Genomic DNA, 20,204 nt, shown 5'->3' on the forward strand with positions numbered 1-20,204 from the left:
TCCTATGATGACTTACTGGTTTTTTTTGAAACTGCTTTCGCGGGGAAGCGTCTTCTGTTTACGGTCGTGTCCGGGGAGAATGGGCTGACTCAGCAGGTCAGCGAGAACGAAAGGACCCACGCAGGATGTGGGTCCGCTCCGGAGGGCGCAGAGGCGCCGCGCCGGGGTCAGAACAAAGGCGAGGCTGATCAGGAGGGGGATCGAGATGACTGGCACTGAGGCCAGCGGGTCAGGACGGCTGACCACCCATGTGCTCGACACTGCGAACGGACGGCCGGCATCCGGCATCCGCATCGAGCTCTTTCGCCTGGCCGACGGCCGGCGCGAGCCCCTGGTCACCACCGAAACCAATGAAGACGGCCGCTGCGATCAGCCGTTGCTGAGCGGTGAAGACTTTTCCGCCGGGTCCTACGAGCTGCTGTTCCACGTGGCGGATTATTTTCAGGCCAACGGCGCGGCGCAACCGGAACCGGCCTTTCTTAATGTCGTGCCGATCCGCTTCGGCGTGTCCCGCGCCGGCGAGCACTATCACGTGCCGCTGCTGATCTCTCCCTACGGCTACTCCACCTACCGAGGAAGCTGAGACCATGCGCGGCGAAATTCGCTTTCTGCTCGACGGGGCGCCCCGCCACCTCTCCCAGGTCGATCCGACCATGACGGTGCTGGACTACCTGCGCCAGGTCGAGGGCCTGGTGGGCACCAAGGAGGGCTGCAACGAGGGCGACTGCGGCGCCTGCACCGTGGTGGTCGCCCGTCCTCAGAACGGCGCGCTGCGCTACGAGGCCGTCAACGCCTGCATTCAGTTCGTCGGCACCCTGGACGGCTGTCAGTTGTTGACCGTCGAACATCTGGCCAAGAACGGCAGCCTGCATCCGGTGCAGCAGGCCCTGGTGGACTGCCACGCCTCCCAGTGCGGCTTCTGCACGCCGGGCTTCGTCATGTCGCTTTTCGCCATGACCCGCCACCACGAGGAGACGCCCGACGAGGCGACCATCGACGATGTGCTGGCGGGCAACCTCTGCCGCTGCACGGGCTACGCGCCCATCGTGCGCGCCGCCAAGCAGACCTACGAGATGGGTCCGCGCGACGATGGCTTTGCCCGCGGCGAAGCGGCGACCCTGCAGTCGCTGGCCGCGCTCGACGACGGCGAGACGGTTGCCGTCGACGACGCGCAGGGCGCGCGCCACTTCTACGCGCCGTCGAACGCCGACGACCTCGCCGAGCTCTATGAGCGCTATCCCGAGGCAACCCTGACCGCCGGCTCCACCGATGTCGGTCTTTGGGTCACCAAGGAGATGCGCCGGCCCGAGACGGTGATCTACCTCGGCAAGGTGGCGGAGCTCAATCGAATCGAAGAGACCGAAGACGCCGTCGAGATCGGCGCGGGGGTCAGCTACAGCGAGGCCATGGCGGTGATCGCCAAGCACTACCCGGACATGGGCGAGGTGATCCGGCGCATCGGCTCGGTGCAGATCCGCAATGCCGGGACCATCGGCGGCAATGTCGCCAACGGCTCGCCCATCGGCGACTCGCCGCCGCTGCTGATCGCCGCCGGCGCCACCCTGCATCTGCGCAAGGGTGCAGGCCGCCGCTCCCTGCCCATCGAGGAGTTCTTCCTCGCCTACGGAAAGCAGGACCGCGAAGCCGGCGAATTCGTGGAAGGCATCACGCTGCCCTTGCCGGAGGAGGCGACGCAGTTCCGCGCCTACAAGATTTCCAAGCGCTTCGACCAGGACATCTCGGCCCTGCTCGGCGCCTACAGCCTCAGGATCGAGGGCGGCCAGGTGGTCTCGGCGCGGATCGCCTACGGCGGTTTGGCGGCGATCCCGAAACGCGCGGCCAGCGCGGAAGCCGCCCTCATCGGTGCGGCCTGGAACGAGACCACGGTGGAGCGCGCCATGACGGCGCTGGAGCAGGACTTCAGCCCCATCACCGATTGGCGCGCCTCGGCCGGCTACCGCATGCAGGTGGCGAAGAACCTGCTTCAACGCTGCTTCATCGAGACCACGGATCACACGAGCGCGACGCGGCTCGTGGGCGCCGGGGCGCTCGATCTAGGAGGGGCGATCTAGGGGGGCTTGCCCAAGGCTGACCAACAAGGCCAGGCAGGCGGAGCGCAAATGGGAGACGACGGGAATGGTAGATACGACGGCGACGGGGTCTAAGCTCCAACAGGAGCTGCTGCGCGATCCGGATTACACACCGCCGCTGGCGGTGGCGGTGCCGCTGGGCATCCAGCATGTCCTGGCCATGTTCGTGTCCAACGTGACACCGGCCTTCATCATCGCCGGGGCGGCGGGGCTCGCCGGGGCCGACCTGGTCTATCTGGTGCAGATGGCCATGGTCTTCTCAGGCATCGCAACCCTCATCCAGACCGTCGGCGTCGGCCCGGTGGGCGCGCGCCTGCCGGTGGTGCAGGGTACTTCCTTCGCCTTCATTCCGGTGATGATCCCGGTGGTCAAGACCGCCGGCCTGGGCGCGCTCTTTGGCGGTATCGTCCTGGGCGGGATCTTCCACTTCCTGCTGGGCAGCATCATCGGCCGCATCCGCAACCTGCTGCCGCCGCTGATCACCGGCTTGGTGGTCATGTCCATCGGGCTGGCGCTGATCCCCGTGGGCATCAAGTACGCCGCCGGCGGCGTGCCGCTGATGGGCAAGCCGGAGTTCGGCACCTTCGTCCACTGGTTCCTCGCCCTGATCGTGATCTTCGTCACCCTGGGCATCAAGTTCTTCTTCCGCGGGTTTTTGAGCGCGGCGGCGGTCCTCATCGGCATCCTCGCCGGCTATCTCGCCGCCATGGTCATGGGTATGGTCGACTTCGGGCGCGTCGGCGCGGCGGCCTGGTTCGCCCTGCCGTCACCCCTCGCTTTCGGCTTCGAGATCAATGCCGCGGCGGTGATCGGCATGTGCCTCATGGCGGTGGTCTCGGCCATCGAAACCGTGGGCGACATCTCCGGCATCACCAAGGGCGGTGCCGGGCGCGAGGCCACGGACAAGGAGATCGCCGGCGGCACCATGGCCGACGGCGTGGGCACGGCGGTGGCCGGCCTCTTCGGCGCCTTCCCTAACACCTCCTTCAGCCAGAACGTCGGGCTGGTGGCCATGACCGGCGTGATGAGCCGCCATGTGGTGACCATCGGCGCGGTCTTCCTGATCGCCGCCGGGCTGATTCCCAAGTTCGGCGCGGTGATCGCCGCCATGCCCATCGCGGTGCTCGGCGGCGGCGTGATCGTGATGTTCGGGATGGTGGTCTCCGCCGGGCTCAACATGCTCTCCGAGGTCACCTTCAACCGGCGCAACATGATCATCATCGCCGTGGCGCTCTCGGTGGGGCTGGGCCTGCAGGCCGTCCCCTCGGCCCTGCAGCACCTGCCGGACACCCTGCAACTGCTGCTGAAGACCGGGTTGTTGCCGGTGGCCTTCCTTGCGATCCTCCTGAACGTGATTCTTCCGCAAGAGTCGGACAGCTAAGGCAAAGCGGAGGATCAGGGAGATGTCTGAAGCGATGATCACAGGCGGCGTGCACAGGCCCCAGCGTCACGACAGCGGGCACAAGCATGTCTCCGGCACGGCGGCCTATATCGACGACCTGCCGGAGCCGCAGGGCCTGCTGCACGTCTACCTCGGCATCTCCAGCGTGGCTCATGCGCGTATCCGTGACATGAATCTGGATGCGGTGCGCGCGGCGGAGGGGGTGGTGCTGGTGCTGACGGCCGAGGACATCCCCGGCGTCAACGACGTCAGCCCGACCCACCGTCACGACGAGCCGATCCTGGCCGAGGAGCTGGTGGAGTATGCCGGCCAGGCGATCTTCGCCGTTGCCGCCAAGACCCGCGATCAGGCGCGCCGCGCGGCGCAACTCGCCGAGATCGACTACGAGCCGCTGGAGCCGGTGCTGGACTTCGCCGAGGCCAGGCAGCGCGGTGTCATGGTGACCGACCCCATGACCCTCTCCCGCGGCGACGCGGCCAAGGCCCTCGCCGAGGCGCCGCGCCGCATCAAGGGGCAGATGGAAATCGGCGGCCAGGACCACTTCTATCTCGAAGGGCAGATCGCGCTTTCGATCCCCGGGGAGGACGACGAGGTCACAGTGATCTCCTCGACCCAGCATCCGACGGAAATCCAGGGCATGGTGGCCGGTGCCCTGAACGTGCCCGCCAACGCCGTCACCACCGAGGTGCGGCGCATGGGCGGGGCCTTCGGCGGCAAGGAAACCCAGGGCAACCTCTTCGCCGTGGTGACAGCCCTGGTGGCCAAGAAGACCGGCCGTGCCGCCAAGATCCGCCCGGACCGCGACGACGACATGATCATCACCGGCAAGCGCCACGACTTCCTGGTGGACTACGAGGCCGGCTTCGACGAGGAGGGGCGTATCCAGGCCGTCGAGATGACCTATGCCGGGCGCTGCGGCTGGTCGTCCGATCTCTCCGGGCCGGTGACCGACCGCGCCCTCTTCCATGCCGACAACTGCTACTACCTGCCCAACGCGCACTTGGTCTCGGAGCCTTTGAAGACCAACACCGTCTCCAACACCGCCTTCCGCGGTTTCGGCGGCCCCCAGGGCATGGTGGGCGGCGAGCGGCTGATCGAGGAGATCGCCTTCGCCACCGGCAAGGACCCGCTGGAGATCCGCAAGCTGAACCTCTACGGCGCGGGCGGCCGCGACGTGACGCCCTATCACCAGCGCGTCGAGGACAACATCGCCCCGGAGATCATCGAGAAGCTAGAGGCGAGCAGCGACTACTGGGCGCGGCGCGCGGCCATCCGCGACTTCAACGAGACCTCCCGCGTGATCAAGCGCGGATTGGCGCTGACGCCGGTGAAGTTCGGCATCTCCTTCACGCTCACCGCCTACAACCAGGCCGGCGCGCTGGTGCACATCTACCGCGACGGCTCGGTCCACCTGAACCACGGCGGCACCGAGATGGGCCAGGGCCTCTACACCAAGGTCGCCCAGGTGGTGGCCCAGGAGTTCCAGGTCGACATCGAGCGCGTGCGCATCACCGCGACCACGACAGGCAAGGTGCCCAACACCTCGGCCACCGCCGCTTCCTCCGGTTCCGACATCAACGGGATGGCCGCGCTCTCGGCCTGCCGTGCCATCAAGGCGCGGCTCACCGACTTCGCCCGAGACAAGTGGGAGGTGCCGGAAGATCAGATCGAGTTCCTGCCCGGCGAGGTGCGCGTCGGCAACCAGAAGATCGCCTTCGCCGAGTTCATCGAGGCGGCCTATCAGGCCCGTGTCTCGCTTTCCTCCACCGGCTTCTACAAGACGCCGAAGATCCACTGGGATCGCGCGGCGGGCAGGGGCCGGCCCTTCTATTACTTCGCCTACGGCGCCTCGGTCAGCGAGGTGGCGGTGGATACCCTGACCGGCGAATACCGGGTGGAGCGGGTCGACATCCTGCACGACGTCGGCGACTCCCTGAACCCGGCCATCGACCTGGGGCAGATCGAAGGCGGCTTCGTCCAGGGCATGGGCTGGCTCACCACCGAGGAACTCTGGTGGGACAAGGAGGGGCGGCTGCGCACCCATGCGCCCTCCACCTACAAGATCCCGGCCTGCGGCGACCGGCCTCGCGTCTTCAACGTCGACATCCTGCAGGGCCACCGCAACCGCGAGGAAACGATCTACCGTTCCAAGGCCGTGGGCGAGCCGCCGCTGATGCTGGCGATCTCGGTCCTGCACGCGATCTCCGATGCCATCGCCAGCCTGGCGGACCACCGCCTCTGTCCGCGTTTGGATGCGCCGGCGACGCCGGAGCGGGTTTTGGCCACCATCGAACGGCTGCGCCGCGAAGCGGCGGCAACGAAGGGACGGGCGGCATGACGCGGAATCTTGCAGCCTGGGTCTCGCGGCGGCTGGCCGCGGAGGAACCGGTGATCCTCGTCACCGTCGAACAGGCGCGCGGCTCCACCCCGCGGGAGGCCGGCACGGTGATGGCGGTGAGCGCGGGCGAGACCGCCGGCACCATCGGCGGCGGCCGCCTGGAATACGACGCCATCGCCCGGGCGCGGGAGATGATCGGCGAGGGCCGGGACTTCGACCGCCTCGACCTGCCGCTGGGGCCCGCCGTGGGCCAGTGCTGCGGCGGCCATGTGCTGCTGTCCCTGGCGCGTGCCGATGCCGCCGCCCTGGCGCGCCTCGAAGACGACGAAGCGCGCGCGGCGGCCGGCGACCCGCAGGTCATCGTTTTCGGCGCAGGCCATGTCGGCCAGTCGCTGATCGCGGCCTTGCGGCCGCTGCCGCTGCGGCTGGTCTGGTGCGACGCACGCAGCGAGCTCTTTCCCGAAGACACCGGCGTCCCCATCGAAACCGGCGACCCGCTCGCCGTGGTGGAGGCGGCGGAGCCCGGCGCGGCGGTCTTCGTCATGACCCATTCCCATGCATTGGACTATGCGATCACCGAGGCGGCCCTGAAGCGCGACGACCTGGCCTATGTCGGCCTCATCGGCTCGCGCACCAAGGCCCGGCGCTTCGAGCGCTGGTTCGTCGCCCGCGGCAACGACGCGCGCCGGCTCGACGATCTGGTCTGTCCCATCGGCGACTATGGCACGCTGGACAAGCGCCCGGCGGTCATCGCCGCCCTGGCGGTCGCCGAGGTGCTGACGGCGCTCGCAGACCATCGCAGCGAAACACAGAATGAAAGTCTGGCCGGAACCAGGGGAGGGCTTGTCCGATGACGGCTGAAGCGAACGCGGGCGTGCCGCGGCTGGAGGTGCGCGGGGTGACCAAGCGGTTCCCCGGCGTGCTGGCCAACGATCATGTCAACTTCGCCGTCGACCCCGGCGAGGTGCATGCCCTGCTCGGCGAGAACGGCGCCGGCAAGTCGACCCTGGTGAAAATGATCTACGGCGTCTTGCATCCAGACGAGGGCAGGCTGCTGTGGAACGGCGAGGCCATGGACATCACCGACCCCCACGCCGCAAGAGCGCTGGGCATCGGCATGGTGTTCCAGCACTTCTCCCTCTTCGAGGCGATGACGGTGCTGGAGAACATCGCCCTGGGCATGGACGAGCCCGGCGACATGGCGAGCCTCTCGCGGCGCGTCGTCGAGGTTTCCCAGGCCTACGGCCTGCCCCTGGACCCGGACCGCAACGTCTATACCCTTTCGGTGGGCGAGCGCCAGCGCATCGAGATCGTGCGCTGCCTGCTGCAGAACCCCAAGCTGCTGATCATGGACGAGCCCACCTCGGTGCTGACGCCGCAGGAGGTGGAGCGGCTCTTCGAGACCCTGCGCAAGCTCTCCGCCGAGGGCGTGTCCATTCTCTACATCAGCCACAAGCTGGACGAGATCAAGGCGCTCTGCGACCGCGCCACCATCCTGCGCGGCGGCCGCGTTGTAGGCGAGTGCGATCCCTCTGTGGAGACCGCCAAGTCCATGGCCCAGATGATGATCGGCGAGGAGTTGAAGAGCGTTACCCGCCGCAGCGCCGGCACCCACGGCGAGGCACGCCTGGCGGTCGAGGGGCTCACCATGCCGTCGGAGGAGATCCACGGCATCGACCTGAAGAACGTCTCCTTCTCGGTGAAGGCGGGGGAGGTCTTCGGCATCGCCGGGGTCGCCGGCAACGGCCAGAACGAGCTGCTGCTGGGTCTCTCCGGCGAGCGCTTGGCCCACCACGACACCATCGTGCGTATCGACGGCGAGCCGGTGGGCCGCCGCGACGCCGGCGCCCGCCGCCGCCTTGGGATCTGTGTGGTGCCGGAGGAGCGCAACGGCCACGGCGCCGTGCCGGGCATGAGCCTGGTGGAGAACGGGGTGCTCAGCGGCCATCACCGCATGGACCTGCTCTCCAACGTCTTTATCCGCTTCGGCGCGGCGGCGCGCTTTGCCAGCGAGATCGTCGAGGCCTTCGACGTGCGCACGCCGGGGATCGCCGCCTCCGCCGGCAGTCTCTCCGGCGGCAACCTGCAGAAGTTCATCGTTGGGCGGGAGATCCTGCAGAAGCCCAAGGTGCTCATCGTCTCCCAGCCCACCTGGGGCGTCGATGCCGGCGCCGCGGCGACCATCCACCAGGCCCTGGCCGATCTGGCCGCCGAAGGCGTGGCCGTGGTCGTCGTCTCCCAGGACCTGGACGAACTGCTGGCCATCTCCGACCGGCTCGCGGTGATCAACGTCGGCGTGCTGTCCAGCGCCATGGTCACCAAAGAGGCCTCGGTGGAGGAAATCGGCCTGCTGATGGGCGGCGTGCATGGCCTGGAACCGGCGCCCGAGCGCGCGCCAGAGGAGGCAGCCAATGTCGCTTAGCACCAGTTTCAAGATCGAGCCGCGGCGCGAGATCCCGCGCAGCCTGCTCTACGCGACGCCGCTGCTGGCCGTCGTGCTGACCGTCGTCGCCGGCTTCTTCATCTTCCTCTTCATGGGCTACGACCCCTTCCTGTCGCTCTATCACTTCTTCGTCTCGCCGCTCTTGACCTTCTACGGTCTCAGCGAGCTGATGGTGAAGGCGGCGCCGCTGATCATGATCGGCGTGGGCCTGGCCATCGGCTTCCGCGCCAACGTCTGGAACATCGGCGCCGAAGGACAGCTCACCCTGGGCGCCATCACCGGCGGCGTGGTGGCGCTGGCCTTCTGGAACCAGGAGGGCATTTGGATCCTGCCGCTGATGTGCATCGCCGGCATCCTCGGCGGCATGGCCTACGCGGCGATCCCGGCCTTTCTGAAGACCCACCTCAACGTGAACGAAATCCTGACGAGCCTGATGCTGACCTATGTCGCCACGCTCTTCCTCTCGACCCTGGTCTACGGCCCGCTGAAGGACCCCATGGGCTTCAACTTCCCGCAGTCGCGCATGTTCGGCGATTCCGCCCTGCTGCCGATCCTGCTGGAGGGCACGCGCATGCACCTGGGCACCGTCCTGGCCCTGCTCATCGCCGTGGCCGGCTGGGTGCTGATGACCTTCACCATCGTCGGCTTCCAGATCCGCGTGCTCGGCCAGGCGCCGGCCGCCGCCCGTTTCGCCGGCTTCAGCCGCACCAAGCTGATCTGGCTCTGCCTGATGATCAGCGGCGGTCTCGCCGGTCTCGCCGGCACCTTCGAGGTGTCGGGCCCCATCGGCCAGCTCATCCCGGTGATCACCCCGGGTTACGGCTTCACCGCCATTATCGTCGCCTTCCTCGGGCGGCTGCATCCCCTGGGGATCATCCTCTCCGGGCTGTTGATGGCGCTCTCCTACATCGGCGGCGAGAACGCCCAGGTGGAGGTCGGCCTGCCCCAGGCGGTGACCGGCGTCTTTCAGGGCCTGCTGCTGTTCTTCCTGCTCGCCTCCGACTTCCTGGTGCGTTACCGCATCCGCCGCCGCGCGGCGGTTCCCCAGGCCGTGGGCGCGGCCCAACCGGCGGAGTAAGCGTCATGGCTCCCGATGCTGCAGTCCTCGTCATTCTCACCGTCGTCGGTGCCGCCACGCCGCTGCTCTTCGCCGCCCTGGGCGAGCTGGTGGTGGAGAAGTCCGGCGTCCTCAACCTCGGCGTCGAGGGCATGATGATCCTGGGCGCGGTCTCCGCCTTTGCGGTCGCCGTCTCCACCGGCTCCGGCGCCCTGGGGGTCGTCGCCGGCATGCTGGCCGGCATGGCCATGGCCTTCATCTTCGGCGTGCTGACCCTGACCCTGGCCGCCAACCAGGTGGCGACGGGCCTCGCGCTGACCATCTTCGGGCTCGGGCTCTCCTCCCTCATGGGCGCCAGCTTCATCGGCATTCCGGTGGAGCCCCTGGCCAAGCTCTCGATCCCGGGCATCAGCCAGATCCCCATCATCGGCCCGCTGTTCTTCGGCCATGACGCCCTGGTCTATCTCTCCTTCGCCGCGGTGGTCGCCATCGCCTGGTTCCTCAAGAAGTCCCGCGCCGGCATGATCCTGCGCGCGGTGGGCGAGTCCGACATCTCGGCACACTCCATCGGCTACAACGTGATCGCCGTGCGCTACCGCGCGGTGCTGTTCGGCGGCGCCATGGCGGGCCTGGGCGGCGCCTTCCTCTCGCTCTCCTACACGCCGCTGTGGAACGAGGGCATGACCGCGGGGCGCGGCTGGATCGCCCTGGCCCTGGTGGTCTTCTCCTCCTGGCGGCCCTGGCGCCTGCTGGTCGGCGCCTACCTCTTCGGCGGCGTGACCATTCTGCAGCTTTATACCCAGGGCGCCGGCGGCCTCGGCATTCCGGCCCAGGTCATGTCCATGCTGCCCTATCTGGCGACCATCCTGGTGCTGGCGGTTATCGCCGCCGGCCCCTGGAAGGGCCGCCTCGACGCCCCGGCTTGCCTTGGAAAGCCATTTAGGCCATCAACGTAGGCAATAAAGATTCGGGGCGGGAACCCTCAAGCAACGATGACCCATAAGAATCATGTCAAGGAGGCTCAGATGATCAAACCCCATTCCCGCAGGCACTTCCTGGCGGGCAGCGGCGCCGCCGCCGGCGCCCTTGCCCTGGGCGGCCCCGCCGCCTTCGCCGCCGATCCGTTGAAAGTCGGCTTCGTCTATGTCGGCCCCGTCGGCGACTTCGGCTGGACCCACGGCCACGACCTCGGCCGCAAGGCCATCGAGAAGGAATTCGGCGACAAGGTGAAGACCACCTTCGTCGAGAGCGTGGCCGAGGGCCCGGATGCCGAGCGCGTCATCCGCCAGCTCGCCGCCGCCGGCAACAAGCTGATCTTCACCACCTCCTTCGGCTTCATGAACCAGACCGTTCGTGTCGCCAAGCAGTTCCCCAAGGTGATGTTCGAGCACGCCACCGGCTATCAGACCGCCAAGAACGTCTCGGCCTACAACGCGCGCTTCTACGAGGGCCGCGATGTCATCGGCACCATCGCCGGGCATATGACCAAGACCGGCAAGTTCGGCTACATCGCCTCCTTCCCCATCCCCGAAGTGGTGATGGGCATCAACGCCTTCATCCTGGCCGCCCGCAAGGTGCGCCCCGATGCCGAGATCAAGGTGGTCTGGGTGAACTCCTGGTTCGATCCGGGCAAGGAGGCCGATGCCACCAAGGCGCTGATCGACCAGGGCTGCGACGTGATTACCCAGCACACCGACAGCCCGGCGCCGATCCAGACCTCCGGCAGCCGCGGCGTCTGGTGCTTCGGCCAGGCCTCCGACATGTCCAGCTTCGCGCCGGATCAGCACCTGACCGCCATCCTCGACGTCTGGGGCCCCTACTATGTGGAGCGCACCCGCGCGGTGCTGGATGGCACCTGGCAGACCTCCAACGTCTGGCAGGGCTTCAAGGAAGGCATGGTGGAGATGTCGCCCTACAACAAGAACCTGCCGGCCGAGGTGGTCGCTGCCGCGGAGAAGATCCGCAAGGGCATCATCGACGGCAGCCACCACTCCTTCACCGGCCCCATCAAAGACCAGGATGGCAAGGAGCGGGTCGCCGCCGGCGAGCGCATGAGCGACGAAGCCCTGCTCACCATGGACTGGTACGTGGAGGGCGTGACGGCCTAAGCGTTACCGGCAAAGGACAACGAAAGCGGCGGGGAGCGATCCCCGCCGTTTCTTTTGGATCGCAACTAATCCTTTGCCGCTGTACTACTTTCTCTTTGCGAGAAAGCTTGCTAGTATTGTTCGCCTCTTAGCTGGGTGCCTCGTCTGATGCACTCTACGCCGGGTGATTCGCCAGGCTGAATTTGATTGAGCGAGTTTGGGCGCCGACTTCGAACAATTTTGTCGGCCCCGGTCGCTGCCTCGGCGCCGACAAAATTATTCGAAGTCGGACGCTCAAAGTAAGAGGAAGTGTTGGATCACCCGCTTCTAGACGGTCGTAGCAAAGACATCAGGAAGCGGGTGATCCACTTTCTGGAATCTTCCTACCTAATCCAACGTCAAAGCAACATTGTATTCGTTTGTGGTGGCAGCAAACCGGGAGACATGCGTAAGCGTTTCCAGGACTACTTTAGATTCAATCTTTCAGAATTTGAGTTTTTTGAACCTGAATTTGCAATGAATAATTATTTTTCCGGAATAGATGTTGAGCCTTTTGATATTGCTGATTTCGAGGAGCTGGTTGGAGATCTATCTCATTCGATCGTATTGTTTCCTGAAGCGCCAGGATCGTTTGCAGAGGCGGGGTACTTCTCTGCTGTTCCTGCCTTGGCAGAAAAGACCATTTTGGCAATGAATTCTTCTAAACAGAAACGTGATAGCTTTATCTCCCTTGGCCCTGCAAAAAAGATTCAAGAACAATCGCGCTTCCACCCCAACATTCAAATAGATTACGAAAATCCTGATTTTGGAATGCTGGCAGAAAGGATTCGAAGGTATCCGGTAAACAAGAAGAAGAAAGCTCTCGACATACTTCCCTTTGGAAAAATGCCTGCCTTTGAATTGTTCGCTCTGATTCGTGAGATTGTATCGTTGCTAACAGTGGCAACTGTTGAGGATTTGGAATTTACACTGCGTAGCCTGTTTTCTGGACATATCTCGTCTAGCCGGATCAGGAAAATCACTTCAATTCTCGTAGGGTCTGGACATTTGTTTGAATTGGGTGACTTCGGTCACTTAGCGGTTCGGTCATCGCGGAGTTCGTTTATGGAGATACGTGAAGGCACCAAGGGGTCTCGTGATGAGTTGTTGCTGACAGTAGCATCATTGTATCCGGATGCGGCGCCGGAGTTTGTGCAACTCGTATCGGATGCGCGTGATGCTGCGTAAAAGACTTGCGAAACAATCTGGTGTTGAGGAAGGCAGGCTGGAGCTGATCGAAAAGACTGCGAGCAAACGATACAAGGTTTATGAGATACCGAAAATGTCTGGTGGGATCAGAGTCATTGAACACCCGAGTCGTGAGCTGAAGGCAATTCAGAGGTGGATTGTCAAGACTATACTCAGACACCTCCCGATCCATGATTGTGCGACCGCATACAAAGAGGGTGCGAGCATTAAGTATAATGCAGAAAGACACCGACGCACAAATTTTACAACAAGGTTTGATTTTTTGGGATTTTTCCCTTCATTCCGCCAGGAGAGAATCGAGCTGTTTCTGGAACAACAAAGCGCCGACTTTGATCTCGGGCTTTCCGATGGTGATATTTCGTTTATCGGAAATATACTTTGTAGGCATGGGAGGCTTACTATTGGTGCACCAAGCTCGCCAGCAGTGACTAATGTTATGATGTATTCTTTTGATAGACAGTTTGCGGCTCTCTGTTCAGAGAGAAAGTTGGTGTACACAAGGTACGCGGATGATCTATTTGTTTCATCTAGGGAGCCAAACTCATTAGGTGGTCTGGAAGATGAGATAAGGAGAGTTAATCGAGGTATTGATCATTTGGCACTTAGAATTAATCATCGGAAAACAGCGTTCTTGTCTCGTAAGTACGCACGGAGAATTGCAGGGGTAATAGTTACTCCAGATCGACGGCTCTCCATCGGTAGGGATAGAAAAAGAGAGATTAAATCTCTTGTTTATATGTATTTGAATGGTCGTCTCCCGAGCGAGCGACTTTCTTATCTTCGTGGTCTTTTGGCATTTGCATGCGATGTTGAGCCAGATTTTGAGTCTCGTCTAAGGCGAAAATATGGAGATTCGGTGATTCAGCAAGTATTACATAGCCCCAACCTGGATTCTTTGAGTTCGATGAGACGGAGCTAGGCGGACCTCAACGCTGCGCGGGCTGTTAGCGAGAGACGCGGGTCTATATCGCAGAGTGTGGCTTTGAGAGAGTAGTCTGTAGCCTCTGGGCCACTCCCAACTGTCTGCCGTCAACCTTCGGCACCGCGCGTCCCGCGTGGCATCCACAACGCGCCACCACCGTTCCTGGATAACGTTCCATGACGCCTCCCACCAGCGGTCCTCAATCGACGGGCCAGATCAATCTGCCGCTGCTGGTGCTGGCGCGGGTCTGTACGACGGTCATCTTCATGACCTATCCGGCCTGCCTCAGCGTGTTGCTGGTGGAATGGCAGATGACGGCGACCCGGGGCGGCATCGTCCAGGGCGTTTTCACCGCGGCCTTCGCGGTCTCGCTGCTGGTGGCGTCCTTCCTTTGCGACCGCATCGGCGCCAGGCGCATCTTCGCCCTGGCGAACCTGCTCTCCGCCGCCGCGGCGCTGCTCTTCGCGCTCTTTGCGCGGTCGTTCGAGAGCGCGCTGGTCTGCGTCGCCCTCATGGGGCTTGCCCAGGGCGGCACCTATACGCCGGCCATCATGCTGGTCTCCGCCAACACCGCGGCCCAGAAGAAGGCCTCGGCCATCGGCTGGGTGCTGGCGGGCATGTCGGCGGGCTATGTGATCTCGATCTTCCTCTCGACGGCGCTGCTCTCGCTCTACGGCTATGAGACGGCGTTCCTCTGGACCGCCCTGGCGACGGTCCTCGGCTGGGGCCTCGGGTACGTTGCGGTGCGGCAGGCGCAGGATCAGGTATCGGCCGGCGGCGCGACGGGCGGCGCCTTCGATCTGGCGCGGCGCCGCCGCTCCCGCCTGCTCACCCTGGGTTACATCGGTCACTGCTGGGAGCTCTTCGGCGCCTGGGCCTGGATCCCGGCCTTCCTGGCCGCCGCCGTGCTCTCCCGCGGCACCATGTCGGCCATCGAGCTGGGGCTCTGGACCGCGCTGGCGCTCCACCTCTCGGGCTTTTTCGCCTCCTTCCTCTCGGGCTACGCGGCGGACCGCTTCGGCGCCCGCGCGGTGCTCATCGCCTTCGCCGTCCTGGGGGCGCTTTGCTCGCTCTCCATCGGCTGGCTGAGCGGGGCGGGCGTGACCCTGCTGCTGGTGATCGCCGCTGTCTACGGCTTCGCCACCATCGGCGATTCCTCGGTGCTCTCCTCGGCCATGACCGATGCCGTGCCGCCCGAGCAGTTGGGCCGGGTGCTGGGCCTGCGCTCGGTGCTGGGGGTCGGGGCGGGGGCGCTCTCCCCCGCCGTCTTCGGCCTCGCCCTCGATCTCACGCCGGGCCCCTCCGCCTGGGGTTACGCCTTCACGACCCTGGCGGTCGGCGGCGCCGTCGCGATCCTCTGTGCCGTGCTGCTGCCGAGGAAATCTTAGTTTTTTCGGTTTGCGCCGACGCCTGGCTTTGCAAGAGTCGGCGTTCTCGCGCAACCAAACCAGCAGGGGACCTCGCAGATGACCCAAGCCTTTCTTCAGCCCGGCCGCGTGGCCGTCGTCACCGGGGCCGCCTCCGGCATCGGTCTGGCCGCCTGCAAGCGCTTCGCCGAGATGGGCCTCAAGACCGTGCTGGCGGACGTCGCGGCCGGCGACCTCGAGGCCGCGGCGGGCGAGGTGGCGGCGCTGGCGCGCGATGGCGAGGCGGATGTGCTTCCGGTCGTTGCCAATGTCGGCAACGAAGGGTCGTTGGACGCGCTCTGCGCGGCGGTTTACGAGCGCTTCGGACGGACCGACATCCTGATGAACAACGCCGCCGCGCGTGTTTCCGGCGGCACCGACGAGGGGCTGGACGACTGGCACCACACCATGGCAGTGAACTTCTGGGCCGCGGTGATGGCCGAGCGCGCCTTTCTGCCGCGCATGCGGGCGCAAGCCAGTCCGGCCGCCATCGTCAACACCGGCTCCAAGCAGGGCATCACCAACCCGCCGGGCAACGCGATCTACAACGTCACCAAGTCGGCGCTGAAGACCTACACCGAGCAACTGCAGCACCAGCTCCGTAACACCGAGGGCTGCCAGGTGAGCGCCCATCTGCTGGTGCCCGGCTGGACCACCACCGGCAAGCGCGAGCACCAGCCCGGCGCCTGGCTGCCGGACCAGGTGGTCGCGGTGCTGATCGAAGCGCTGGAGCGCGGCGACTTCTACATCATCTGTCCGGACAACGAGGTGACCAACGAGATGGACCACCGGCGCATGCTCTGGGGCGTCGGTGATATCATCGAGAACCGCCCGCCGCTGTCGCGCTGGCACAAGGACTGGGCGGAGAAGTTTCAGTAGGCCAGGAAAGATGTGCGCCCAACAGAGCGGCACGCCGGTCCGGCGGCTTTGGCGCATCCTTCGAGACGGGCTCCACTCGAGATCCTGGGGGCTTCCCCCGGGTAAGGCGAGGCGTTAGGACGATTGACCTCATACTGAATACTGAGGAGGCTGCGCAGCGGCCGCCTCGAAGCACAAGGTCAATTGCGGAACTGCCTTGTTAATCAGTTTGCTATCGAAGGGTCGCACTTGGCGTTGACTCCCTCCGCTGCGCCGGTGCTCTATCGTGGTCGCCATGTTACTGGAGAGACGATCGACCCATGCCAGCCGGCGCTATCCTGACCCGTGATCTCCCCCTCGACCCGCAGCAGTCGGCCCTGCTGATCGTCGACGTGCAGAACTACTGCGTGCGCCGCGACGGCGGCGAACTGACCCATCTTTCGCCCGAGCAGCTCGAAGCGGACTACGGGGCCTATTTCCGGCGGATGGAAAGCGTCACGATTCCCAAGATGCAAAGGCTGCGATCCGCCTGCCGCGGCGCCGAAGTGGAGGTGCTCTACACCACTATCGAAAGCCTGACCCGGGACGGGCGCGACCGCAGCCTCGACTACAAGATCAGCGGTTTCAACATCCCCAAGGGATCCTGGGAGGGCAGGGTGGTCGACGCGCTGATGCCGGCCGAGGACGAGATCGTACTGCCGAAGTCCTCTTCCTCGGTTTTCATCTCGACGAACATCGACTACGTCTTGCGCAATCTCGGCATCAAGCAGCTGGCGATCTGTGGCATCAGGACCGACCACTGCGTCCAAAGCGCGGTGCGCGACGCCTGCGACCTGGGCTATCTGGTGACCCTGGTCACCGACGCCTGCACCGCGTTTACCGAGGATCGCCACGAATCCGCGCTCGACATGCTGAAGGGTTATTGCCGCCAGGTCACGACCAGCGGCCTTTTGGCGGAGCTGCGGGCCGAGGTGCCGGCGAAAGCGGCACGATAGGCGCCGCCGACTAGTTTTGTCCGCCGACTAGTTTTGCCCGCCGGCTCGCTCTACCCGCCGACCCGCTGTTCCAGGGCCATGCGGTCGGCGGTGGCGCGGACCTGGACGAGGAAGCGCTCGAAGACCCGGGCGGTGGCGCGGTTGAGGGCGACGATGGCGGCCTCCACGCTCTCGTCCTCGGCCGGCTCCTCGGCGCCGTAGCTGTCCACCACCAGCAGGGTCTCGTCGGAAACCCGCAGCAGCGCCAGTTCGATCTCGACGAAGACCCGCGGCGGCCCGCCGCCCAGCAGGCGCTCCAGTCGCTTGGCCTTGCCGCTCACCTGATAGTCGGCGCGCACCCGCATGTCGGGGCTAACCACCAGGCGCGCCACGCCGCTGCGCCGCAGATAGGCGACCATCTGGTCCTGCAGCATGCGCGGCGGCGCGTCGGTCCAGTAGTGGTAGTTGTGCTGCTGCAGCTCGTAGGACTCGCCGCTCTCGCTGTACAGCAATGGGCGCTCGCGCAGCAGACCGTCGGCCTGCAGCAGTTCCACCGTCATTACCCCGGGCAAGAGGCTCGCCTCGGCGCTCTGCGCGGGGGTCGGCACCAGCAGGCGATAGTAGTGATCGCGCGGCACCGGCGGGGCCGAGCCCAGGCAGCCGGCCAAGAGCGGCGCGACGAGAAACAGGGGCAGACAGCGTTTCATCGGTTTTCCCTCTGACTCACGGAGGGCGAGGGCCGGCCATCGACGCTCACCTCCTCGGGCGCCGAGCCGCCCAGCAGCAGCCCGGGGTTCTGCCGGATTAGGCGGCTGAACTCGTTCATGTTGCGGGTGGTGCCCGCCAGGTTGTGGTTGATGGTGTCGATGTTCTGCGCGATGGAGCGCAGGGTGTAGCGGGTGTCGTCCAGGGCCGCGTTGACGTTGCCCTCGTTGCGTTCCACCAGGCCCTGCAGGTCGCTGACGATGCTGTCGAGCTGGCCGAGGGTGCCCTGCACCGACTGGCTCATGGTGACGAAATCCCGGGACACGGTTTCGATGTTCCGCACCGTCTGTTCGACATCGGCGACGTTCCGCTCGGAGAGCAGGGCCTGGACGGAGGTGAGGGTGACGTTGAGCTCCTCGGTGAAGGACAGCAACTCCCCGGTAATCTCCGGAATGCGCCCGCGGGTGTCGGTCGCCACGGCGTTGAGGGAGCCCAGCAGCGGCGCGACGTCGTCGTCCAGCAGCCTGTTGGCATTGGTCACCAGGTCGCTGAGGTGGGCCATCAGCGGCTTCCGGCTGTCGCGCGACAGCTCGTTCACCTGGCCGGCGACGCTGGCCATGGCGGCGAACATGTCGGCGGCCGGGGCGCTGGGAATCCGCGCGCCGGGATCGAGCGCGGTGGCCGAGCGGCCCCGGGTGATCTCCACGGTCTTGGCGCCGAGGAACTTGGAGCTCTGGATGCGGGCGATGCTGTCTTTCGGGATCACCCAGCCCTCGCGCACCGAGACATCGAGGTGAAAGCGCGTGGTGCCGTCTTCGGCCAGCGGCTCGATGGCCTCGACTTGCCCCACGGGAAAGCCCTCGTAGCGGACCTGGGTGCCGAACTTCACGTCGGCCACGTTGTCGAAGACGACGCTGTAGCGGTCGTGAGCGCCGGCCCCGCCGGTCAGCAGCACCGCCGAGGCCACGGCGGCCACCAGCATGGCGATCACGAAGGCGCCGACGAGCGCGTAGTTCAGTCCTTGATGTCGCATGGTGCTAACTCGCTTCACCGGTCAGGCGCTGCAGATAGGCGCGGGCGTCCACCTCCGAGTCGTCCGAGCGCCGGTTCAAGAGGTTCTGGATGCGCGCGTTGTCGGAGCGGCGGATGCCGGCCACGTCATCGACCATCAGGATCCGGCCCTGGTCCAGCACGGTGATGCGGTCGGCGATCTTGAAGGCGCTTTCCAGTTCGTGGGTGACCACGACGATGCTCATGTTCATGGCCTCGCGCAGCTTCAGGATCAGGTCGTCCAGCGCCGAGGAGACCACCGGGTCGAGGCCGGCGGAGGGTTCGTCGAAGAACAGCAGCTTGGGGTCCATGACGATGGCCCGCGCCACCGCCGCGCGCTTCAGCATGCCGCCGGAAAGCTGGGCCGGCATCAGCGCGTCAGCACCGGCCAGGTTCACCACCTCCAGCTTCAGGCGCGCCATGATTTCCATGGTCTTGCGGTCCAGCCGGGTGTGCTCGCGCAGCGGCAGCATGATGTTCTCGAGCACGGACATGGAGCTGAACAGGGCGCCGCCCTGGAAGGCAACGCCGATCCGCCGGCGCAGGCCCAGCATCTCCATGGCGCCGGCGCGGGTGATGTCGAGGCCCAGCAGCTCGATCCCGCCCTCGGTCGGTCGTGTCAGCCCCACCAGGTGGCGCAGCAGGGTGGACTTGCCGGAGCCGCTGCCGCCCATGATCACCATGATCTCCCCCGGCGCCACCGTGAGGTCGACGTCGTGGAGCACCTGGGTCGCGCCGTAGTGCGCCTGCAGCCCCTCGACGCGGATCACCGGCGCATCGGCGGACTCCGTGGTCGGGGGCGGGGCGGCTTGGGCGGCTACGGCCATGGTCTCACCCGCTGGTCACGATGAAGGCGAAGATCATGTCGACCATGATGATCGCCGCGATGGATTGCACGACCGCGCGGGTGGTCCGCTGCCCCACGCCCTCGGCGCCGCCGTCGGCCAGCGCGCCGTTGACGGCGGAGACCAGGGCGACCAGGGCGGCGAAGAGCACGCTCTTGCCGAGGCCGTGCATCAGGTCGTTGACCGACAGGATGGCGATCACATCGGCGAAGTAGGCGGCCATGGAGAGCTGCAGGCTCGCGGTGACGAAAAGGCCCCCCGCCGTCAGCGCCACGAGCATCGCCCACATGGTAAGCGCCGGCACCATGATCATCATGGCGATCAGCGAGGGGGCGACGAGGAAGCGCACCGGCGAGATGCCCATGACCTTGAGGGCGTCCACCTCCTGATTGATCATCATGGTGCTGAAGCGCGCCGCCAGGGCGGAGCCGGAGCGCCCGGCGATCAGGATGGCGACGATCAGCGGCGCGAACTCCCGCACCACGGCCAGGGCGATGCCCACCGTGGCGAAGGATTCGGCGCCGAAGAGGCTGAGGCTGTAGAGGCTTTGGATCGCCAGCATCAGGCCGATGGTGGCCGCCAGCACCGTGGCGATGGGCAGGGCCCCGACGCCGATCTGCATCATCTGGGTGACCACCGCCGGCAGGCGCACGGGCTGGCGCCGCGCCGGGCCGAAGACCGCCCAGAGCAGGGACTCGACGAAGAGGGCGCCGGCGAAGCCGACCTCCTCGGCGCCGCGCACCACGCTCCGTCCGATCCCTTCGGCGACCCGCAGCATG

The 20,204-nt window shown here is 65.5% G+C and carries 18 protein-coding genes; 14 read left to right on the forward strand and 4 right to left on the reverse strand.

The annotated features are described in order from the left end of the window. The first annotated feature begins 205 nt into the window (after window positions 1-205). From uraH to Q0996_RS24315, 14 genes are all read left to right on the forward strand, one after another. Window positions 206-583 carry a hydroxyisourate hydrolase gene (gene uraH, locus Q0996_RS24250; protein ID WP_299626358.1) on the forward strand — a complete coding sequence of 126 codons (378 nt, stop codon included), beginning with the start codon at window positions 206-208 and terminating at the stop codon, window positions 581-583. Window positions 584-587: 4 nt separating this feature from the next. Continuing rightward, window positions 588-2,072 (forward strand): xanthine dehydrogenase small subunit, encoded by a 1,485-nt coding sequence (gene xdhA, locus Q0996_RS24255; protein ID WP_299626361.1) that lies wholly within the window; start codon window positions 588-590, stop codon window positions 2,070-2,072. Window positions 2,073-2,136: 64 nt separating this feature from the next. Next, entirely contained in the window at window positions 2,137-3,471 is a 1,335-nt protein-coding gene (locus Q0996_RS24260; protein WP_299626364.1) for a uracil-xanthine permease family protein, read from the forward strand. Between the two features lie 22 nt (window positions 3,472-3,493). Further along, window positions 3,494-5,830: a xanthine dehydrogenase molybdopterin binding subunit gene (xdhB, locus tag Q0996_RS24265; RefSeq protein WP_299626367.1), complete on the forward strand. Its 2,337-nt coding sequence runs from the start codon at window positions 3,494-3,496 to the stop codon at window positions 5,828-5,830. After that, a complete protein-coding gene (gene xdhC, locus Q0996_RS24270; RefSeq protein WP_299626369.1) occupies window positions 5,827-6,684 on the forward strand; it encodes a xanthine dehydrogenase accessory protein XdhC in 858 nt (285 codons plus the stop codon). The genes xdhB and xdhC overlap by 4 nt, the downstream gene beginning before the upstream one ends. After that, window positions 6,681-8,252, forward strand: a complete 1,572-nt coding sequence (locus Q0996_RS24275; RefSeq protein WP_299626372.1) for an ABC transporter ATP-binding protein — start codon at window positions 6,681-6,683, stop codon at window positions 8,250-8,252. Before xdhC ends, Q0996_RS24275 begins: the two co-directional genes overlap by 4 nt. Continuing rightward, entirely contained in the window at window positions 8,242-9,351 is a 1,110-nt protein-coding gene (locus tag Q0996_RS24280; protein ID WP_299626375.1) for an ABC transporter permease, read from the forward strand. Before Q0996_RS24275 ends, Q0996_RS24280 begins: the two co-directional genes overlap by 11 nt. A 5-nt stretch (window positions 9,352-9,356) precedes the next feature. Further along, window positions 9,357-10,286 carry an ABC transporter permease gene (locus Q0996_RS24285; protein ID WP_299626378.1) on the forward strand — a complete coding sequence of 310 codons (930 nt, stop codon included), beginning with the start codon at window positions 9,357-9,359 and terminating at the stop codon, window positions 10,284-10,286. A gap of 69 nt (window positions 10,287-10,355) precedes the next feature. Further along, window positions 10,356-11,438 (forward strand): BMP family ABC transporter substrate-binding protein, encoded by a 1,083-nt coding sequence (locus tag Q0996_RS24290; RefSeq protein WP_299626381.1) that lies wholly within the window; start codon window positions 10,356-10,358, stop codon window positions 11,436-11,438. A 291-nt stretch (window positions 11,439-11,729) separates the two neighbouring features. Continuing rightward, window positions 11,730-12,644, forward strand: coding sequence for a retron St85 family effector protein (locus tag Q0996_RS24295; protein WP_299626384.1), 915 nt, complete (start codon window positions 11,730-11,732; stop codon window positions 12,642-12,644). Then, window positions 12,634-13,584: a retron St85 family RNA-directed DNA polymerase gene (locus tag Q0996_RS24300; RefSeq protein ID WP_299626387.1), complete on the forward strand. Its 951-nt coding sequence runs from the start codon at window positions 12,634-12,636 to the stop codon at window positions 13,582-13,584. The genes Q0996_RS24295 and Q0996_RS24300 overlap by 11 nt, the downstream gene beginning before the upstream one ends. 179 nt (window positions 13,585-13,763) lie before the next feature. After that, window positions 13,764-14,975, forward strand: a complete 1,212-nt coding sequence (locus Q0996_RS24305) for an MFS transporter (RefSeq protein WP_299626390.1) — start codon at window positions 13,764-13,766, stop codon at window positions 14,973-14,975. A 78-nt stretch (window positions 14,976-15,053) separates the two neighbouring features. Continuing rightward, entirely contained in the window at window positions 15,054-15,872 is an 819-nt protein-coding gene (locus Q0996_RS24310) for an SDR family NAD(P)-dependent oxidoreductase (protein ID WP_299626393.1), read from the forward strand. 299 nt (window positions 15,873-16,171) lie between these two features. Beyond that, window positions 16,172-16,846, forward strand: a complete 675-nt coding sequence (locus tag Q0996_RS24315; RefSeq protein WP_299626396.1) for a cysteine hydrolase family protein — start codon at window positions 16,172-16,174, stop codon at window positions 16,844-16,846. Window positions 16,847-16,896: 50 nt separating this feature from the next. Here the strand turns inward: Q0996_RS24315 and Q0996_RS24320 are convergent, their stop codons facing one another. From Q0996_RS24320 to Q0996_RS24335, 4 genes are read right to left on the reverse strand one after another with little or no spacing between them, the layout of a single operon-like run. Next, on the reverse strand, window positions 16,897-17,532 hold the full coding sequence (locus tag Q0996_RS24320) for an ABC-type transport auxiliary lipoprotein family protein (protein ID WP_299626399.1): 636 nt from the start codon (window positions 17,530-17,532) through the stop codon (window positions 16,897-16,899). Next, window positions 17,529-18,563, reverse strand: a complete 1,035-nt coding sequence (locus Q0996_RS24325; RefSeq protein ID WP_299626402.1) for an MlaD family protein — start codon at window positions 18,561-18,563, stop codon at window positions 17,529-17,531. The genes Q0996_RS24320 and Q0996_RS24325 overlap by 4 nt, the downstream gene beginning before the upstream one ends. Before the next feature lie 4 nt (window positions 18,564-18,567). Next, the gene (locus tag Q0996_RS24330; protein WP_299626405.1) at window positions 18,568-19,407 is read right to left on the reverse strand and encodes an ABC transporter ATP-binding protein; all 840 of its coding nucleotides are present in this window, start codon (window positions 19,405-19,407) and stop codon (window positions 18,568-18,570) included. Window positions 19,408-19,411: 4 nt separating this feature from the next. After that, on the reverse strand, window positions 19,412-20,203 hold the full coding sequence (locus Q0996_RS24335) for an ABC transporter permease (protein ID WP_299626410.1): 792 nt from the start codon (window positions 20,201-20,203) through the stop codon (window positions 19,412-19,414). Between the last annotated feature and the right edge of the window lies 1 nt (window position 20,204).

The sequence above is a fragment of the Pelagibius sp. genome, from assembly GCF_028289705.1.
In the GTDB taxonomy this organism is placed as follows: domain Bacteria; phylum Pseudomonadota; class Alphaproteobacteria; order Kiloniellales; family Kiloniellaceae; genus Pelagibius.

Excerpts from the sequence above, each read along its gene's own strand:
- uraH (WP_299626358.1), top strand. The coding sequence starts at position 206 with ATGACTGGCACTGAGGCCAGCGGGTCAGGACGGCTGACCACCCATGTG.
- xdhA (WP_299626361.1), top strand. The coding sequence starts at position 588 with ATGCGCGGCGAAATTCGCTTTCTGCTCGACGGGGCGCCCCGCCACCTC.
- Q0996_RS24260 (WP_299626364.1), top strand. The coding sequence starts at position 2,137 with ATGGTAGATACGACGGCGACGGGGTCTAAGCTCCAACAGGAGCTGCTG.
- xdhB (WP_299626367.1), top strand. The coding sequence starts at position 3,494 with ATGTCTGAAGCGATGATCACAGGCGGCGTGCACAGGCCCCAGCGTCAC.
- xdhC (WP_299626369.1), top strand. The coding sequence starts at position 5,827 with ATGACGCGGAATCTTGCAGCCTGGGTCTCGCGGCGGCTGGCCGCGGAG.
- Q0996_RS24275 (WP_299626372.1), top strand. The coding sequence starts at position 6,681 with ATGACGGCTGAAGCGAACGCGGGCGTGCCGCGGCTGGAGGTGCGCGGG.
- Q0996_RS24280 (WP_299626375.1), top strand. The coding sequence starts at position 8,242 with ATGTCGCTTAGCACCAGTTTCAAGATCGAGCCGCGGCGCGAGATCCCG.
- Q0996_RS24285 (WP_299626378.1), top strand. The coding sequence starts at position 9,357 with ATGGCTCCCGATGCTGCAGTCCTCGTCATTCTCACCGTCGTCGGTGCC.
- Q0996_RS24290 (WP_299626381.1), top strand. The coding sequence starts at position 10,356 with ATGATCAAACCCCATTCCCGCAGGCACTTCCTGGCGGGCAGCGGCGCC.
- Q0996_RS24300 (WP_299626387.1), top strand. The coding sequence starts at position 12,634 with ATGCTGCGTAAAAGACTTGCGAAACAATCTGGTGTTGAGGAAGGCAGG.
- Q0996_RS24305 (WP_299626390.1), top strand. The coding sequence starts at position 13,764 with ATGACGCCTCCCACCAGCGGTCCTCAATCGACGGGCCAGATCAATCTG.
- Q0996_RS24310 (WP_299626393.1), top strand. The coding sequence starts at position 15,054 with ATGACCCAAGCCTTTCTTCAGCCCGGCCGCGTGGCCGTCGTCACCGGG.
- Q0996_RS24315 (WP_299626396.1), top strand. The coding sequence starts at position 16,172 with ATGCCAGCCGGCGCTATCCTGACCCGTGATCTCCCCCTCGACCCGCAG.
- Q0996_RS24320 (WP_299626399.1), bottom strand. The coding sequence starts at position 17,532 with ATGAAACGCTGTCTGCCCCTGTTTCTCGTCGCGCCGCTCTTGGCCGGC.
- Q0996_RS24325 (WP_299626402.1), bottom strand. The coding sequence starts at position 18,563 with ATGCGACATCAAGGACTGAACTACGCGCTCGTCGGCGCCTTCGTGATC.
- Q0996_RS24330 (WP_299626405.1), bottom strand. The coding sequence starts at position 19,407 with ATGGCCGTAGCCGCCCAAGCCGCCCCGCCCCCGACCACGGAGTCCGCC.
- Q0996_RS24335 (WP_299626410.1), bottom strand. The coding sequence starts at position 20,203 with ATGCTGCGGGTCGCCGAAGGGATCGGACGGAGCGTGGTGCGCGGCGCC.